Origin of the sequence: Nitrospirillum amazonense, from assembly GCF_029594735.1 — a bacterium.
In the GTDB taxonomy this organism is placed as follows: domain Bacteria; phylum Pseudomonadota; class Alphaproteobacteria; order Azospirillales; family Azospirillaceae; genus Nitrospirillum; species Nitrospirillum amazonense.
Genome location: NZ_JARPAF010000004.1, coordinates 663,083 through 680,123, shown reverse-complemented (window position 1 = coordinate 680,123; position 17,041 = coordinate 663,083). Strand labels below are relative to the sequence as shown.

The window sequence follows — 17,041 nt, the reverse complement described above, 5'->3', positions numbered from 1 at the left end:
TGACCAGATGGCCGAAAAAACACTAAAACCCGGCAACGACCTGATGAAACGGGTGCAACAGGCCTTCCTCACCTATGGTTACAGCGACCTCACCATGGTGGACCTGGCGGAGGCCTGCGGCTTCACCCGCCGGGCCCTATACCACTATTTCAGCAACAAGGAGGACGCGTTCAAAGCCACCATGCGGCATGAGAACGCGGCCCTGATCCAGGCGGGGATGGAGGCTGGCGCCCGCGTGCGGCAGGCCGGCGGCAGCGCGCTGGACATCATCACCGAGATCATGGACGTGCGTTACGGCTACACCCGCCGCGTCCTGTCCAAGTCTCCCCACATCATCGACCTGAACGCGGAGGCGTTCAAACGCGGCCGCGAGCAGATGATCGAAGCCGCGATCAATTTCCAGGCGCAGCTGGAAAAGCTGCTGCGGGAATTGGAGCAGGACGGCCTGCTGCGCCTGTCGCCGGAATTTACCCACGCCATGGCGGCCCAGGCCTTGGCCGATGGCGGCCGCGCCGTGAACCAGAGCTTGCCGCCCTTCCCCGCGGAGCACCTGACGGCCCGTTACCGCGCCATGTGCCGCGCCGTGCTGTTCGGCTGCGCCACCCTCCCCGAGCCCAAGGCGGAGTGAACGCCCGCTAGAGGGCGCGGCGCAGCGTCAAATTGATGCGCCGCGCGCCCAGCAGCGGGTGTGTGCCCGCCTTCAGCGGCAGGATGCCGTGATGGAACAGGCGCGACGGCCCGCCCCAGACCACCACATCGCCATGGGTCAGCGCCACCCGGCGCACGGGATCGTTCCGCTTCAGCCCGCCGAACTGGAAGGTGGCCGGCAGGCCCAGGGATAGCGACACGATGGGGTGGCCCTTGTCCCGCTCATCCCGGTCCTGGTGCAGGGTCAGGCGCGCGCCGGGTTCATACTGGTTGATCAGGCAGGCGTCGGGATCGAACCCAGCGTAGCCGGCCTCCGCCGCCGCTGCGCGCGCCAGGACGCGCACCGCCCCGGGCAGGGGCGGCCACGGCAGGCCGGTCAGCGGATCCTGAGGCGCGTAGCGATAGCCGGACCGGTCGGTGACCCAGCCGGCGGGCCCGCAGTTGGTCATGGCCACGGACATCTCGAACCCGCCGGGCGTCACCATGCGGCGGAAGGGGGCGGCGGCCGTGACGTGCACCAGGGCCGCCAGCAGATCCTCGACACGGGGCAGCGCCCAGCCGCGCAGCAGCACGGCCCCGGGCCCGATCTCCTCCCGTGCCGGCGGGGGCGGCTCCAGCCCGGCCAGCAGATCGGTCATCATCCCAGGCGTTCGATGAGGGCCATGGCGGCGGCAGGGTTGCGCACCTTGTGGCCGCTGATGACGTAGAGATAGACATCCTTGCCGCCCGATGCCCAGTCCTTGGCCTTCTTGGCCCAGGCGTCCAGGGCGGCCTCGCTGTAGCCTTTCTCCTCCCCCTCCGTCGTGCCCATGATGCGGGCATAGGTAAAGGGGGCGGTGTCGACCTCGATCTCCGGATAGTCGCTATCGGCGGCGTGGATCACGGCGACGCCGTGCTTTTTCGCCAACTCAGTGAACGCGGGATCGCGGAAGCTGTCGTGCCGCACTTCCACCGCGTGACGCAGCGCCCGCCCGCCCGCCTCGGCCGGCAAGGCCGCCAGGAAGGCGCCGAAATCCTCCGAATCGAACTTCTTGGTCGGCATGAACTGCCAATTGATGGGGCCCAGCTTGTCCTTCAGCTCCAGCACGCCGCTGTCGATGAAGCGCTGCACCGACTCCGCGGCCTCCGCCAGCACGCGGCGGTTGGTGGTGAAACGCGGCCCCTTGAGGGAGAAGACGAAATCGTCCGGCGTCTCGTCATGCCACTTGGCGAAGCTCTCGGGCTTCTGGGAGCCGTAATAGGTGCCGTTGATCTCGATGGAGCTGAGCTTGCGGCTGGCGTATTCCAGCTCCCGTTTCTGGGTCAGGCCGTCGGGGTAGAAGGTGCCCCGCCAGGGCTCGTACGTCCAACCGCCGATGCCCACCCGGATACGGCCCTGCTTCGCCATCGCTTCCTCCCCTCGCCAATCGCCGACGTCGCATAGCGCGCCGCGCATCGTCCGTCCCCCCGTTTCCTCACACGGAAACGGGCGGCCCCGCCATAGGTGGGACACGCCCGGGAAACGTCAACGGTGTCGGAGGCAAGAACGCCTTCAGGCCTTCAGCCGTTCCGCGTGCCATTCCAGATGGTCGCGCATGAAGGTGGAAATGAAGAAGTAGGAATGGTCGTAGCCCTCCTGCAGCCGCAGGGTCAGGGGGATGCCGGCATCAGCGCAGGCCTGACGCAGCAGCTCCGGCCGCAGCTGGTTTTCCAGGAAGCTGTCGGCCGTACCCTGGTCCACCAGCAGGTCGGGCAGCCGCGCGCCATCCTGGATCAGCGCCACGGTGTCGTGGCGGCGCCAGGCGGCCGGGTCGTCGCCCAGGTAGCCGGGCAGCGCCTTCTGCCCCCAGGGCACCTGGGTGGGGGCCACGATGGGCGCGAAGGCGGAGACGGACTTGAAACGGCCCGGGTGGCGCAGGGCCACGGTCAGGGCACCGTGCCCGCCCATGGAATGGCCGGTGATGCCCTGGCGATCCATGTCGACGGGGAAGTTGGCGGCCACCACCTCCGGCAATTCCTTGGTGACGTAGGACCACATGCGGAAATGCGGCGCCCACGGCGCTTGCGTGGCGTCGACATAGAAGCCCGCGCCCTGGCCCATGTCCCAGGCGGCATCATCGGCCACGCCCTCGCCCCGCGGGCTGGTGTCGGGGCAGACGATGACCAGCCCCAGCTCGGCCGCCGCCTGCCGGAACTCGCCCTTGTCGGTCACGTTGGCATGGGTGCAGGTCAGGCCCGACAGATACCAAAGTACGGGCAGCTTGGCGCCATTCGTGGCTTGAGGCGGCAGGAAGACGCTGAACACCATGGGCGTGCCGGTCTCGGCCGAGGCATGGCGGTAGACGCCCTGGATCCCGCCATGGCTGCGGCTGGTGGATACGGTCTCAAGGGTCATGAGGGGGCCTCCAGACATAGGAAGACCGGGCGCGGCGGCCGCGCCCGGTCCTGACGGCGGATCAAATCAATACACCACCACCGAGCGGATGCTTTCGCCGGCGTGCATGAGATCAAAACCCTTGTTGATCTCGTCCAGGCTCAGGGTATGGGTGATCATGGGGTCGATCTGGATCTTCCCGTTCATGTACCAGTCGACGATCTTGGGCACGTCGGTGCGGCCCTTGGCGCCGCCGAAGGCGGAGCCCTTCCACACGCGGCCGGTAACCAGCTGGAAGGGACGGGTGGAGATCTCCTTGCCGGCCTCGGCCACGCCGATGACCACGGACACGCCCCAGCCGCGATGGCATGCTTCCAGCGCCTGGCGCATCACCAGGGTGTTGCCCGTGCAGTCGAAGGTGTAGTCGGCGCCGCCATCGGTCAGGGCCACCAGGTGCTGGACGATGTCGCCCTCAACCTTCTTCGGGTTGACGAAATGGGTCATGCCGAAGCGGCGGCCCCATTCCTCCTTGCTGTCGTTGATGTCGACGCCGACGATCTTGTCGGCGCCCACCATCCTGGCGCCCTGGATGACGTTCAGGCCGATGCCGCCCAGGCCGAAGACGACGACGTTGGCGCCGGGTTCCACCTTCGCCGTCTTCACCACGGCGCCCACGCCGGTAGTGACGCCGCAGCCGATGTAGCAGGAGGTGTTGAAGGGCGCGTCCTCCCGGATCTTGGCCAGAGCGATCTCCGGCAGCACCGTGAAGTTGGAGAAGGTGGAGCAGCCCATGTAGTGGAAAATGGGCTGGCCCTTGTAGCTGAAGCGGCTGGTGCCATCGGGCATCAGGCCCTTGCCCTGGGTCGCGCGGATGGCGGTGCACAGGTTGGTCTTGCCGGACAGGCAGGATTTGCACTGGCGGCATTCCGGCGTGTACAGCGGGATGACGTGGTCGCCCGGCTTCACGCTGGTGACGCCCGGTCCCACCTCGCGCACGATGCCGGCGCCCTCATGGCCCAGGATGGACGGGAACAGGCCTTCGCTGTCCAGGCCGTCCAGCGTGTAGGCGTCGGTGTGGCAGATGCCTGTGGCCATGATCTCGACCAGGACTTCGCCCGTCTTGGGGCCCTCCAGGTCCACTTCCACGATCTCCAGGGGCTTCTTCGCCTCGAACGCCACGGCGGCACGGGTCTTCATGGGTGCGTTTCCTATCTGGTGCAGGATTGATGCCGGCGCCTTCCCCCTCCAGAGTAAGGGGAAACCGGCCCGTGAGCCGCCACCTTACGCCAAGGCGGGCGCCCCCGTCCGCGCGACTATAGTATCGATTTCCCCGGCAACGATATCCTGACCATGCTGATCGAGAACCTGACCGACATCACCATCTTCATCCGCGTCGTCGCCACCGGCAGCCTGTCGGCGGCGGCGCGGGAGCTGGACCTGTCCCTGGCGGTGGTGTCCAAGCGCCTGGCGCGGCTGGAGGAACGGCTGGGCGTGCGCTTGGCCAACCGCACCACCCGGCGATTCAGCCTGACGGATGAGGGGTTGGAGTTCCATGAGCGCTGCGTGCGCATCGTCGCCGACCTGGAGGAGGCGCAGGATCTGGTGGCCAGCCGCCGGCGCGCCGCCACCGGCCTGCTGCGGGTGACGGCCACGGCCGCCTTCGCCCGCCGCCACATAGCCCCCCGCCTGCCCCGCTTCCACGCCCAGTATCCCGACGTGCGGGTGCAGGTGCTGGTGACCGACACGGTGGTGGATCTGGTGGAGGCCGGCATCGACGTCGCCATCCGCCAGGCGGCCCTGCCCGACAGCACCCTGATGGTGCGCTGGCTGGCACCCAACTATCGCATCCCCTGCGCCGCCCCCGGCTACATCGCCCAACATGGCGAGCCGGCGACGCCGCAGGACCTGCTGCACCACCACTGCATCGTCATGGGCGACCCGCCCATGTCCACCTGGCGCTTCGACTGCCGCGAGGCGCTGGGCGAACCGGTGGCGGTGGAAATCCGCCCCCTGATCCAGACCAATGACGGCGAGGTCGGCCACGCCGCCGCCCTGGCCGGCTCGGGCATCGTGCTGAAATCCATCTGGGACATCTGCGACGACCTGGCAACCGGCCGCCTCAAGGGCCTGCTGCCGCAGTACCACTCCCCCGCCCCGGCCATCCAGGCCGTCTACCCCGCCGGCCGCCACGCCGCCGCCAAGCTGCGCGCCTTCCTGGATTTCCTGTCGGCGGAACTGAAGGCCGACCCGTGCTGGGGGGTGGCCAACCGGCCGGCGCGCGACACCGTCACGGCCTGAGCGGCAGCCTGATCTCGAACGCCACGCCCTGCGGCGTCACCGGCTCCGCCCGCACGTCGCCGCCATGGGCGCGGGCGATGGCCTGGACGACGGCCAGGCCCAGGCCGGTGCCGCCGCTGATGCGGGCACGGGAATCGTCGGCGCGCCAGAAGGGGTCGAAGGCGTGGGCCTCCATGCCTGGCGGCAGGCCGGGCCCCTCGTCCGCCACACGCAGGACGACGCTGCCCGCCTCGGCTTTCGTCTCCACCCGCACCCGGCCGGGGGCGGCGTAGCGGCGGGCGTTCTCCAGCAAGGCCAGCAGGGCCTGGCGGACGCGGGCACCATCGGCCGACACCTCCAGCGGCGCCAGGTCGGTTTCGATCGCCAGGCCGGCGGCGGCGCAGGTGGGGCCCACCAGGGCGACCACGGCCGCCGCCTCCGCCGCCACGTCCACCTGATCGCGCCGCAGCTCCAGCCGGCCGCTCTGCGCCAGGGTCAGCAGCTTGAGGTCGTCGACAATGCGGGTCAGCAGGTCCACCTGCCCCACCAGCCCGCGGAAGGCTTCCATGTCCGGGGTGAACACGCCGTCGGCATAACCCTGCAGGCGGCCGCGCAGGATGGTCAGGGGCGTGCGCAGCTCATGCGCGATGGCCACGTTCCAGGTGCGCATCTCGATGGCGGCGCGCTCCAGCTGAGCCGCCATGGCGTTGAAGTCCTGCACCAGTTGCTTGGTCTCGCGGAATCCGCTCTCGTCCACCGGGGCGCGGGCCGTCAGGTCGCCGCCGGCGATGCGCTTGGCGGCCCCGGCCACCGCGTCCAGCGGGGCGATCAGCCGGCGGGCGAAGCGCACCGCGGCCCGCGCCGCCATGGCGACGCCCACCATGCCCAGCAGCGCCGTGACCGACCAGTCCATGACATGCTGCCAGATGCCGGGCGGATGGTGGAACAGGTCCGGCCAAAGGCGGAACATGAGGGTGAAGAAGATGGTGAGGCCCACGGTCATGAGCACCAGGGCCAGGCCGGTGACCGCGGCCATGGACAGCACCAGCTGCCGGTTCAGGCCGGTGATGCGCCGGAAGTGCCACATCCTAGACGGCCGGTCCCAGGCGATAGCCCACGCCCCGCACCCCTTCCATGAAGCCGCCGGCGCCGGCGGCCTGCAGCTTGCGCCGGATGTTGCTGGCGTGGCTGTCGATGGTGCGTTCCAGCGTGTCGCCCTCGGGCAGGCAGGCGTCGATCAGTTCCCCTCGCGTGAAAGCGCGGGTGGGGGCCCGCATCATGTGGGCCAGGATGCGGAATTCCGTCAGCGTCAGGTCCAGCCGGTTGCGCTTCCCCTCCGTGGTCACCACCGCCATGTGGGCGGTCAGGTCCAATTCCAGCCCGCCCAGCCGCAGCAGGGTCTGCCCCTCGGTGGAGCGGGTGCGGCGCAGGACGGCCTTGACCCGCGCCACCACCTCCAGCGGGTTGAAGGGCTTCACGATGTAGTCGTCGGCGCCGATGCGCAGGGCCTGCAGCTTGTCCAGATCCTCGCTCAGCGCCGTCACCATGATGACCGGGGTGTCGCCGCGCCGGCGCAGCTCGGCCAGCACCTCGTACCCGTCCACCCTGGGCATCTTCACGTCCAGGATGACCAGGTCGGGCGGCAGGGCGCGGTGCAGGTCCAGCGCCACCTGGCCGTTGATGGCGGTGACGGTGCGCAGGCCTTCCCGCTCCAGATAGCCCTGCAGGATGCTGGCGATCTCCGGCTCGTCCTCGGCAATCAGCACCAGGAAGCTCATGATCCCGGTCCCTTCCTATTTCACCCCGCCGCCCAGCACCTGGTACAGCGTGACCAGGTTGCCGGCGTCGGTCAGTTGCACCGACACCAGGGTCTGCTGCGCGGAATAGAGGGTGCGCTGGGCGTCCAGGGCGTTCAGATAGCTGTCCGCCCCCTGCTTGTAACGGGCCTGCGACAAGTCGTAGCTGGTCTGGGCGCTGCGCACCGTGGCCTGCTGGGCGTCCAGCTGCTCGGCGATGGTCCCACGGCGGGCCAGGGCGTTCGCCACCTCCTTGAACGCGGTCTGGATGGTCTTCTCATAGGTCGCCACCGCCGCCTGCTGCGTGGCCTTGGCATAGTCCAGGTTGGCCTGGTTGGCGCCATTGTCGAAGATGGGCACCGAGACCGAGGGCGTGAAGCTCAGCGATTGCGACTGGGCCTGGAACAGGTTGCCGAAGGCCGAACTGGCGAAGCCCGCCGCCGTCGTCAGGCTGACGGTGGGGAAGAAGGCGGCGCGGGCGGCGCCGATGTTGGCGTTGGCCGACTTCAGGCTATGCTCCGCCGACAGCACGTCCGGCCGGTTCAGCAGCACGTCGGTGCTGATCCCCGCCGGCAGGGCCGCCAGGGTGAAGGTGCGGCCCTCGATGCCATCCGGCAGATGGGCGGGGTCCACCGGCCCGCCCGTCAGCGTCTCCAGCGCGTTCAGGTCCTGCGCCACCAGGGTGGTGTAATTGGCGACGTCCGCCCGCGCCGTCTGATAGACGGTGTCGGCCTCCGCCGCGTCCAGCCGGGTGGCGACGCCGTTGCTGAGGCGCTTGCGCGTCACGTCGGCGGAATGCTGGGCGCTTTCCATGGTCGCTTGCGCAATGCGCAGCAGGCTCTTGTCGGCGGCGTAGGTGATGTAGGCGCTGGCCACCTCGGAAATCAGGCTGATGCGGGTGGCCCGCGCCGTCTCCTCCTCCGCCAGATAGGTCTCAAGGTCCGCCCGCGTCAGGCTGGCGACGCGGCCGAACAGGTCGGCCTCGAAGGCGCTGACACCGACGGCGGCGGACAGGGACTTGGTCTCCTGCCGGTTGGACCCGGCCCCGGTGCGGCTGTAGCTGCCGCTGGCCGAGGCGTTCACCGTCGGCAGCTGCGCCGCCTCCTGCACCCGGTACTTGGCCCGGGCGGCCAGCACGTTCTGCACCGCCACCCGCAGGTCGCGGTTGTTGTCCAGCGCCTGGCCGACGACGGCGCGCAGGTCGGCGTCGACGAAGAAGTCCTGCCAGCCCGTCTCCGCCACCGGCGTGGCGGCAGAGGCCGGTGGGGCATAGGCGGCCCCCTGCGGCCAGGCGGTCGGCACCGGCGCCGCGGGACGCTGGTAGTCCGGATCCAGCGAGATGCAGCCGGCCAGCAGGCTAAGCGCCAGAAGGGAGGTGGTGGTGCGCAAGAACGGCCGCGTCATCACACACCCTCCGAATGCAGGTCATCGGTCTGGTCTTTCCTGGGAGCGGCGCCGTGCTTTTCGGCCAGGTCGCCGCCGAACAGCTTGCGCACCAGCACGTAGAACAGGGGCACGAAGAAGATGGCCAGGACGGTCGCCGAAATGACGCCGCCGACCACGCCGGTGCCGATGTCGTTCTGGCTGCCCGCCCCCGCCCCCGTGGCCAGGGCCAGCGGCAGCACACCGGCCACGAAGGCCAGGGAGGTCATCAGGATGGGACGCAGGCGCAGGCGCGCGCCCTCGATGGCGGCCTGCACCGTGGGTACGCCGCGCTTCTCCGCCGCCTCCGCGAACTCAACGATCAGGATGGCGTTCTTGGCGGACAGGCCGATGGTGGTCAGCAGGCCCACTTGGAAATAGATGTCGTTGCTGAGGCCGCGCAGCGTGGCCGCCGTGACGGCGCCCAGGACGCCCAGCGGGATGACCAGCAGCACCGACACCGGGATGGACCAGCTTTCATACAGGGCGGCCAGGCAGAGGAAGACCACCAGGATGGACAGGGCGTACAGCATGGGCGCCTGGCCGCTGGACAGCCGTTCCTGGTAGGACAGGCCGGTCCACGACAGGCTGGTGCCAGGCGGCAGCTGGGCCGCCAGCTTTTCCATGGTGTTCATGGCATCGCCGGAGCTGGTCTCACCGGCGGCTGCTCCCTGGATTTCCAGGGCGGCCAAGCCGTTGAATCGCTGCAGCTGCGGCGGGCCCATTTCCCAGCGCGCCTGGGCGAAGGCGGTGAAGGGCGCCATGGTGCCGTTGGATCCCGTGACGTACCAGGCCCCCAGATCCTCGGGCGCCGAGCGGTAGGGCGCATCACCCTGGACATAGACGCGCTTCACACGGCCACGGTCGATGAAGTCGTTGACGTAGTTCGCCCCCCAGGCACCGCTGAGCGTGCTGGTGATGTCGCCGATGGACAGGCCCAACGCGGTCGCCTTGGCGTGGTCGATGTCGATCTTCAGCTGCGGCGTGTCGTCCAGGCCGTTGGGGCGGACGGCCTGCAGGGTCTTTTCCTGCGCCGCCAGGCCCAGCAGCTGGTTGCGGGCGCCCATCAGGCCGGCATGGCCCAGGGTGCCGTTGTCCTGCAGCCACATGTCGAAGCCGTTGGACTGGCCCAGGCCCTGGATGGACGGCGGGATGAGGGAGAAGATCTGGGCGTCACGGATGCTGGACAGGCTTTTCGTGGCGCGGGCGGCGATGGCCTGGGCCCGGTGTTCCGCCCCCGGCCGGTCGCTCCAGTCCTTCAGCGCCAGGAAGGCCATGCCGGCGTTCTGGCCGGAACCCGCGAAGCTGAAGCCCGCCACGGTGAACAGGGCGCGCACCGTGCCGCTCTCATTCTCCAGGAAGTACTTCTCGATGGCGCGGGACACCTGGTCGGTGCGGGCGTATGTCGCCCCCACCGGCAGGGTGTACTGTACCATGACGCTGCCCTGGTCCTCATCGGGCAGGAAACTGGTGGGCAGGCGCACGAACAGCAGGGCCATGGCGCCGACGATGACGCCATAGGTCAGCATGAACAGAACGGGCCGGCCGACGATGCCGCCCAGGCGGCGGGCGTAGCCTTCCTGCCCCCGGTCGAAATTGCGGTTGAACCAGCCGGCCAGGCCCTTGGTATGGGCATGGCCGTTGGCCTTCAGCAGCGTGGCGCAGAGGGCCGGCGACAGCACCAGGGCCACCACCACCGACAGGGCCATGGCCGACACGATGGTGATGGAGAACTGGCGGTAGATCACGCCGACGGACCCGCCGAAGAAGGCCATGGGCAGGAACACGGCCGACAGCACCATGGCGATGCCCACCAGGGCGCCGGTGATCTCGGTCATGGATTTCGCCGTGGCCTCGTAGGCGGACAGCTTGTCCTCGCGCATGATGCGCTCGACGTTCTCCACCACGACGATGGCGTCGTCCACCAGCAGGCCGATGGCCAGCACCATGGCGAACAGGGTCAGGGTATTGATGGAATAGCCCGCCGCCGACAGCACGCCGAAGGTACCCAGCAGCACCACGGGCACGGCGATGGCCGGGACCAGCACGGCGCGCCAGCTCTGCAGGAAGACGAACATCACGATGACCACCAGGATGATGGCCTCGATCAGGGTCTTGATCACCTCATGGATGGACAGCTTCACGAAGGCGGTGCTGTCGCGGGGATAGGCGATCTTGTAGCCGGCGGGGAAGTTGTGGGCCATGGCCTCCACCTTGGCCTTCACGGCGGCGGCGGTCTTCATGGCGTTGGCGCCGGAGGCCAGCTGCAGCGCCATGCCCGAGGCCGGGTGGCCGTTCAGCCGGGTGCTGACGCTGTAATCCTCGTTGCCCAGTTCCACCCGCGCCACGTCGCTGAGGTGCACGGTGGCGCCGTTGGTCAGCGTCTTGACGATGATCTTGCGGAACTGGTCCGGCGTCTGCAGCCGCGACATGGCGGTGACGGTGGCGTTCAGCTGCTGGGTGTCGGCGGAAGGGCGGGCACCGATCTCACCCGCCGTCACCTGGGTGTTCTGCGCCTGGATGGCGCTTTCGATGTCCGACGGCATCAGGCCGTAGCTGTGCAGCTTGTGCGGGTCCAGCCAGATGCGCATGGCGTACTGCGACCCGAAGACACGGGTGGTGCCCACGCCGTTCACGCGGCTCAGCGGGTCCTGCAGGTTGCTGACCAGGAAGTCGGCCACGTCGGCGCTGGTCGCCTTGTCCGTCTCGTCATAGACGGAGACCACCATCAGGAAGTCGGTCTGCGCCTTGGCGACGGTGATGCCCTGCTGCTGCACCTGGGTCGGCAGGCGGCTGGTGGCCTGGGACACCTTGTTCTGCACCTGCACCTGGGCCACGTCGGGGTTGGTGCCCTGCTCGAACGTGACGCTGATGCTGGCGCTGCCGTTGGAGCTGCTGCTGGAGCTGAAGTACAGCAGGTGGTCGATGCCGGTCAGCTGCTGTTCCAGCACCTGCACCACGCTGCTCTCCACCGCCTCGGCCGATGCGCCGGGGTAGGAGGCGCTGATGGAGACCGACGGCGGCGCGATGTCGGGATATTGCGAGATCGGCAGGGTGAAGATGGCCAGCACGCCGAACAGCATGATGACGATGGCGATGACCCAGGCGAAGATGGGCCGGTCGATGAAGTAGCGTGCGAACATGGCGGCTTACTTCCCGCCGGCAGGAGTCGGCGCGGGCTTGGCCGACAGGTCGACCTCCACCGGCGTCACCGTCTGGCCGGCCTTGACCTTCAGCGAGCCCTCGACGATCAACCGGTCGCCGTCCTTCAGGCCGCTGGTCACCAGCCACTTGTCGCCCACCGTGCGGTCCACGGTCAGCGGCCGCTGCTCCACCTTGTTGTCGGCCGTCACCACCAGGGCGATGGGCTCGCTCTTGGGGTTGCGCGATACGCCCTGCTGCGGCGCCAGGATGGCGTCGGGCATCACGCCCTGTTCCACCATCGTGCGGACATACATGCCGGGCAGCAGCATTTCCTGCGGGTTGGGGAACATGGCGCGCAGGGTCACGGCACCGGATTCCTGGTCCACCGACACCTCGGCGAACTTCAGTGTGCCGGGGGTGGCGTAGGCGGTGCCGTCCTCCAGCTTCAGGGTCACCTGCGCGTCGGCCTTGCCCAGCCCGCCGGAGACCAGGCGCCGCTTCAGCGACGTCATCTCCGTGCTGGACTGGGTGATGTCGACGTAGATGGGGTCCAGCTGGGTGATGGTGGCCAACGCCGTCGTCTGGTCGGCCGTCACCAAGGCCCCCTCGGTGATGCTGGACCGGCCGATGCGCCCGCTGATGGGGGCGGTGATGCGGGTGTAGTCCAGGTTGACCTTGGCGGCCTTCACCGCCGCCTTGTCGGCGATGATGGTGGCCTGGCCCTGCTGGTAGGCGGCGCGGGCGTCGTCGTAATCCTGCTTGCTGACACCCTCGACCTTCACCAGCTCGCCATAGCGCTCGGCCTTGGATTTCAGGCTGATCAGGTTGGCCTCGGCGTTGGCCAGGGTGCCCTGGGCCTGCTCGTATGCGGCCTCATAGGGCGCCGGGTCGATCTGGTACAGCAGCTGGCCCGCCTGGACCATGGCACCTTCCTCGAACAGGCGCTTCTGGATGATGCCGGCCACCTGCGGCCTCACGTCGGAGATGCGATAGGCACTGGTGCGGCCGGCCAGCTCCGCGCGCAGCGGCACCGCCTGGGTGTGCAGGACGACGAAGCCGACCTGTTGCGGCGGCGGGGCCGCCTGCTCCTGCTTCTTCTCGCAAGCCGTCAAGGCCAGCAGGGCGGCGCCCACGAGGGCCGGAAAACTCAATCGCTTCAACATCTCGGGCGTCATCCTGACGGTTACGGCGGCCACTGCAGCTCACTACCCGCGGTTGCTACACGACCCCTAGAGGCAGAAGCAAGATAGCAAAGTGGCCGATAATTCCGGGATGGATTATCCGAGTTTTGTGGAGAATGCGTGGACGGGTGATCCAGGCCGCGTTGGACCAGCCCTCTTCAGGTCAGGGGATCAGCGACACGTCAGCAAGATACCTCTGCCACCTTCAGGCTGGTCGCCGCCCGCCGGTCCTGCACCCAGCCCAGCAGGGCCAGCAGCAGGCCGCCGGCCGCCACGGCGGCCCCGGCATAGGCCACCGCCTCATAGCCCAGGCCGCCGTCGATCACCAGGCCACCCAGGAAGGCGCCGCCGGCGTTGCCCAGGTTGAAGGCGCCGATGTTGAGGGAGGCCGCCAGGTTGGGCGCGTCGCTGGCCTTTTCCAGCACCCGCATCTGCAGGGGCGGCACCGTGGCGAAGGCGGCCATGCCCCAGACGAACAGGGTGGCGATGGCGGCGATGGAGTTGTGCATGGTGAGGGAGAAACCGGCCAGGACCAGGCCCAGCAGGGCCAGCACCCCCACCAGGGCGGGCATCAGCGCCCGGTCCGCCAACTTGCCGCCCAGCACGTTGCCCAGGGTCAGGCCCAGGCCGAAGACCAGCAGGGCGCTGGTGACGCCGGTGGGCGACAGGCCCGCCGCGTGTTTCAGGATGGGGGTGATGTAGGTGAAGACGACGAACACGCCGCCGAAGCCCAGCACCGTGGTGGCCAGGGCCACCAGCACGGCCGGCCGCTTCAGCACCGCGACCTCCCGCCCCAGGCTGCCCTGTTCCGAGGCGGCAACCGGCGGCACCAGCGCCGCCACCGCCAACGCCGCCGCCAGGCCCAGCCCGGCCACGGCCCAGAAGGTAGCACGCCAGCCGAAATGCTGGCCGATCAGGGTGCCCAGGGGCACGCCCAGGATGTTGGCCAGGGTCAGGCCCGTGAACATCAGGGCGATCGCGCTGGCCCGCCGGTCCGCCGGCACCAGGCTGGCCGCGACGACGGAGCCGATGCCGAAGAAGGACCCGTGGGTGAAGCTGGCGACGATGCGGGCCACCATCAGCATGGTGTAGTTGGCGGACACCGCCGCCATCGCGTTGCCCGCGATGAACAGGACCATGAGGCCGATCAGCAGCGTCTTTCGCGGCAGCCGGCCGGTGGTCAGGGTCAGGATGGGGGCGCCCACCACCACGCCCAGGGCGTAGCCGGAGATGAGCAGGCCCGCCATGGGGATGGAGACGCCCAGGTCCACCGCCACATCGGGCAGCAAACCCATGATGACGAATTCCGTGGTGCCGATGGCGAAGGCCGCGGCGGCCAGGGCAAAGAGGGGAAGCGGCATGGAAAACACTCCGGCCTTATGAAAGGCCGCAGGGGAAAAATCCCGTCGGCGGCCTATCTGTTTCGTGTCGTACCCACCCTCGCCTTTCTCGCGCCTGCGAAAAACGGGACAGTCGCGGAAGCACTCTTCACGTTTTGGAAAGAGTGATTTGGCAACGGCGCCCATTCTTGCCACCCCGGGCCGGTGCTACATCAAAGGCCATGCAAACATTGGCAAAAGGACGCCTACAAATGTTCGACCTGACGAATAAGGATGTGCTGGTCATTGGCGGTTCCTCGGGCATAGGCCTGGCCACGGCGGTCGCCGCCGCCAAGCTGGGCGCCCGGGTCACCATCGCCTCCCGCAATGCCGAAAGGGTGGCGGCGGCGGTGGAGATCATCGGCCATCAGGCCCAGGGCCGCGCGCTGGACACGCTGGATGACGCCGCCGTCGCCGGCTTCTTCCAGAGGGGCAAGACTTACGACCATGTCGTCATCACCGCCTCCAGCACCAGCCGGGGCACGGTGGCGGAGATGCCGCTGGCCGACGCCTACGCCTCGCTGAATTCCAAGTTCTGGGGCGCGTACCGCGTGGCGCGCGCCGCCACGGTGGCCGACGCCATCAACCCCGGCGGTTCGCTGACCTTCGTCACCGGCTACCTCGCCATACGCCCCAAGAAAGGTGCCGCCCTGCAGGCCGCGATCAATGCGGGGCTGGAGGCGCTGGCCAAGGGCTTGGCCCTGGAACTGGCGCCGGTGCGGGTCAACGCCGTCTCCCCCGGCTTCGTCGATACCCCGCTGTGGGGTCACGCCCCGGCGGCGGAAAAGGCCGCCCGCCTGGCCGGCATCGCCAAAGGACTGCCCGCCGGCGTCGCCGGCCAAGGCGAACACCTCGCCGTTCAAATTATCTCAGGAATGGTCAATCCCTACCTGACCGGCAGCGTTACCTATGTGGACGGCGGCGGCGCCCTGGTCTGACCCAACGCCCCCTTTTCCCCTGACAGCCCCTTTCCCCGACAAAGAGAGCAGAACCATGCAGATCGACCTGAAGGGCCAGACGGCCATCGTCACCGGTTCCACCGCCGGCATCGGCTTCGCCATCGCGCTGGGCTTGGCCCAGGCCGGCGCATCCGTCATCCTGAACGGCCGCAGCCAGGCCACCGTCACCGCCGCCGTGGCCAAGCTGAACGAACTGGTACCCGGCGCCGACGCGCGCGGTGTAGCCGCCGACGTCAGCACGGCGGAGGGTGCCGCCGCCCTGGTGGAGGCCGTGCCCCAGGCCGACATCCTGGTGAACAACGCCGGCATCTTCGAGCCCAAGGACTTCTTCGAGACGCCGGACGAGGACTGGACCCGCATGTTCGACGTCAACGTCCTGTCGGGCGTGCGCCTGTCGCGCAGCTACCTCAAGGGCATGCTGGAGCGCAACCAGGGTCGCGTCATCTTCATCTCGTCGGAATCCGGGCTGAACATCCCGGTGGAGATGATCCACTACGGCTTCAGCAAGACGGCCCAGCTGGCGGTGTCGCGCGGCCTGGCCAAGCTGACGCGGGGCAGCAAGGTCACCGTCAACGCCGTCCTGCCCGGCCCCACCCTGTCGGAAGGCGTAGAAGCCATGCTGAAGGACCAGGTGGCCAAGACCGGCAAGCCCATCGAGGAGGTCGGCGCCGATTTCGTCCGCGCCTTCCGCCCGACCTCGCTGATCCAGCGCACGGCGACGGTGGAAGAGGTGGCGAACATGGTGGTCTACGCCTGCTCCCCCCAGGCGTCGGCCACCAATGGGGCCGCCCTGCGCGTGGACGGCGGCGTGGTCGACTTCATCGCCTGATACCGGAAGGTCCATCCCTCATGCGGCGCTTGATTCCCCTGATCCTGGCGGCCGCCCTGGCCGCCAGCCCCGCTGTCTCCACCACGGCGGGGGCCTCCTCCACCGTCGCCCCGGCGGCGGCGGAGCCCATCGGCATCGCGCTGGAGGGATGGCCCTATCCCTTCCCCGTCAGTTATTTCGAGTTCCAGGTGAAGGGGCAGACGCTGCGCCAGGCCTATATGGACGTGGCGCCCGCCGGCAAACCGAATGGCCGCGTGGCCCTGCTGTTCCACGGCCGCAACTTCCCCGCCAGCTATTGGGACAAGGTCATCCGCGCCTTCACCGCTGACGGCTACCGCGTCATCGCCACCGACCAGATCGGCTTCGGCAAATCGTCCAAGCCCGACCTGCCCTACAGCTTCGATTTCTTCGCCGCCAACAGCGCCGCCCTGCTGGACAGTCTGGGCATCAAGCAGGTGGATCTGGTGGGCCATTCCATGGGTGGCATGCTGGCCGCCCGCTTCACCCGCACCTATCCGGAGCGGGTGCGCCGCCTGGTGCTGGAGGCGCCGGTGGGTCTGGAGGATTACCGCCTGACCGTGCCGCCAGTCAGCGACGCCTTCCTCTACGACCGTGAATACGCCCTGACGGCGGACGCCTACCGCGACTTCCTGAAGAACACCTATTCCCTCTCCGTGCCGGTGGCGGAGATCGAGCCCTTCGTCGGCCTGCGCGAGCGGCTGAAGGCCAGCGGCGAGTATCCGCGCTGGGTGACGTCCTTCATCAAGTCCTATCAGATGATCCACGACCAGCCGGTGGTGCACGAATACCCGCTGATCGCCACCCCCACCCTGTTCATCATGGGGTCGGCCGACCACAACGCGCCGGGCAAGCCCTACACCACCAAGAATCTGGGGGCCGGCATGGGCCGCAACGCCGACAACGCCAAGGCCATCGCCGCGTCCATGCTCAACGCCCAGGTGGTGGTGTTCGACGGCGTGGGTCATCTGGTCCACCTGGAACGGCCGGAAGATTTCAACAGGACGGCGCTGGGGTTCCTGGACCGCTAACACC

At 68.5% G+C, this 17,041-nt stretch carries 15 protein-coding genes; 5 read left to right on the top strand and 10 right to left on the bottom strand.

From position 1 onward, the window contains the following. Positions 1-43: 43 nt before the first annotated feature. Positions 44-628: a TetR/AcrR family transcriptional regulator gene (locus P5F91_RS23840; protein WP_277908449.1), complete on the top strand. Its 585-nt coding sequence runs from the start codon at positions 44-46 to the stop codon at positions 626-628. A 7-nt stretch (positions 629-635) separates the two neighbouring features. Here the strand turns inward: P5F91_RS23840 and alkB are convergent, their stop codons facing one another. The 4 genes from alkB to P5F91_RS23820 all read right to left on the bottom strand — a co-directional run bounded on the left by alkB (position 636) and on the right by P5F91_RS23820 (position 4,198). Further along, a complete protein-coding gene (gene alkB, locus P5F91_RS23835) occupies positions 636-1,289 on the bottom strand; it encodes a DNA oxidative demethylase AlkB (RefSeq protein ID WP_422394494.1) in 654 nt (217 codons plus the stop codon). After that, complete coding sequence (locus P5F91_RS23830) at positions 1,286-2,035, bottom strand: DUF72 domain-containing protein (RefSeq protein WP_145608199.1); 750 nt, start codon at positions 2,033-2,035, stop codon at positions 1,286-1,288. The genes alkB and P5F91_RS23830 overlap by 4 nt, the downstream gene beginning before the upstream one ends. Positions 2,036-2,179: 144 nt before the next feature. Further along, complete coding sequence (gene fghA, locus P5F91_RS23825; protein ID WP_145608200.1) at positions 2,180-3,022, bottom strand: S-formylglutathione hydrolase; 843 nt, start codon at positions 3,020-3,022, stop codon at positions 2,180-2,182. Between the two features lie 66 nt (positions 3,023-3,088). Continuing rightward, positions 3,089-4,198 (bottom strand): S-(hydroxymethyl)glutathione dehydrogenase/class III alcohol dehydrogenase, encoded by a 1,110-nt coding sequence (locus P5F91_RS23820; RefSeq protein ID WP_145608202.1) that lies wholly within the window; start codon positions 4,196-4,198, stop codon positions 3,089-3,091. A 153-nt stretch (positions 4,199-4,351) separates the two neighbouring features. On the opposite strand from P5F91_RS23820, the gene P5F91_RS23815 reads away from it, so the two are divergent. Continuing rightward, positions 4,352-5,299, top strand: coding sequence for a LysR family transcriptional regulator (locus P5F91_RS23815; protein ID WP_088873539.1), 948 nt, complete (start codon positions 4,352-4,354; stop codon positions 5,297-5,299). Here P5F91_RS23815 and P5F91_RS23810 read toward each other — a convergent pair. The 6 genes from P5F91_RS23810 to P5F91_RS23785 all read right to left on the bottom strand — a co-directional run bounded on the left by P5F91_RS23810 (position 5,289) and on the right by P5F91_RS23785 (position 14,182). Then, positions 5,289-6,365 carry an ATP-binding protein gene (locus P5F91_RS23810; protein WP_145608203.1) on the bottom strand — a complete coding sequence of 359 codons (1,077 nt, stop codon included), beginning with the start codon at positions 6,363-6,365 and terminating at the stop codon, positions 5,289-5,291. The two genes, P5F91_RS23815 and P5F91_RS23810, sit on opposite strands and share 11 nt — an antisense overlap. 1 nt (position 6,366) lies before the next feature. Further along, positions 6,367-7,056, bottom strand: a complete 690-nt coding sequence (locus P5F91_RS23805; protein ID WP_145608205.1) for a response regulator — start codon at positions 7,054-7,056, stop codon at positions 6,367-6,369. 15 nt (positions 7,057-7,071) lie between these two features. Next, complete coding sequence (locus tag P5F91_RS23800) at positions 7,072-8,478, bottom strand: efflux transporter outer membrane subunit (RefSeq protein ID WP_145608206.1); 1,407 nt, start codon at positions 8,476-8,478, stop codon at positions 7,072-7,074. Next, a complete protein-coding gene (locus P5F91_RS23795; RefSeq protein ID WP_277908448.1) occupies positions 8,478-11,639 on the bottom strand; it encodes an efflux RND transporter permease subunit in 3,162 nt (1,053 codons plus the stop codon). Before P5F91_RS23795 ends, P5F91_RS23800 begins: the two co-directional genes overlap by 1 nt. A 6-nt stretch (positions 11,640-11,645) precedes the next feature. Then, the gene (locus P5F91_RS23790; RefSeq protein ID WP_277908447.1) at positions 11,646-12,803 is read right to left on the bottom strand and encodes an efflux RND transporter periplasmic adaptor subunit; all 1,158 of its coding nucleotides are present in this window, start codon (positions 12,801-12,803) and stop codon (positions 11,646-11,648) included. A 200-nt stretch (positions 12,804-13,003) separates the two neighbouring features. Then, the gene (locus tag P5F91_RS23785; RefSeq protein ID WP_145608211.1) at positions 13,004-14,182 is read right to left on the bottom strand and encodes an MFS transporter; all 1,179 of its coding nucleotides are present in this window, start codon (positions 14,180-14,182) and stop codon (positions 13,004-13,006) included. 230 nt (positions 14,183-14,412) lie between these two features. Here P5F91_RS23785 and P5F91_RS23780 point away from each other — a divergent pair, with 230 nt between their 5' ends. Genes P5F91_RS23780 through P5F91_RS23770 form a run of 3 tightly spaced genes read left to right on the top strand, consistent with a single transcriptional unit; the run spans position 14,413 to position 17,037 of the window. Next, entirely contained in the window at positions 14,413-15,138 is a 726-nt protein-coding gene (locus P5F91_RS23780; RefSeq protein ID WP_145608213.1) for an SDR family oxidoreductase, read from the top strand. Positions 15,139-15,193: 55 nt separating this feature from the next. Further along, complete coding sequence (locus tag P5F91_RS23775) at positions 15,194-15,988, top strand: SDR family NAD(P)-dependent oxidoreductase (RefSeq protein ID WP_145608215.1); 795 nt, start codon at positions 15,194-15,196, stop codon at positions 15,986-15,988. 20 nt (positions 15,989-16,008) lie between these two features. Then, positions 16,009-17,037, top strand: coding sequence for an alpha/beta hydrolase (locus tag P5F91_RS23770; RefSeq protein ID WP_277908446.1), 1,029 nt, complete (start codon positions 16,009-16,011; stop codon positions 17,035-17,037). Positions 17,038-17,041 lie beyond the last annotated feature (4 nt).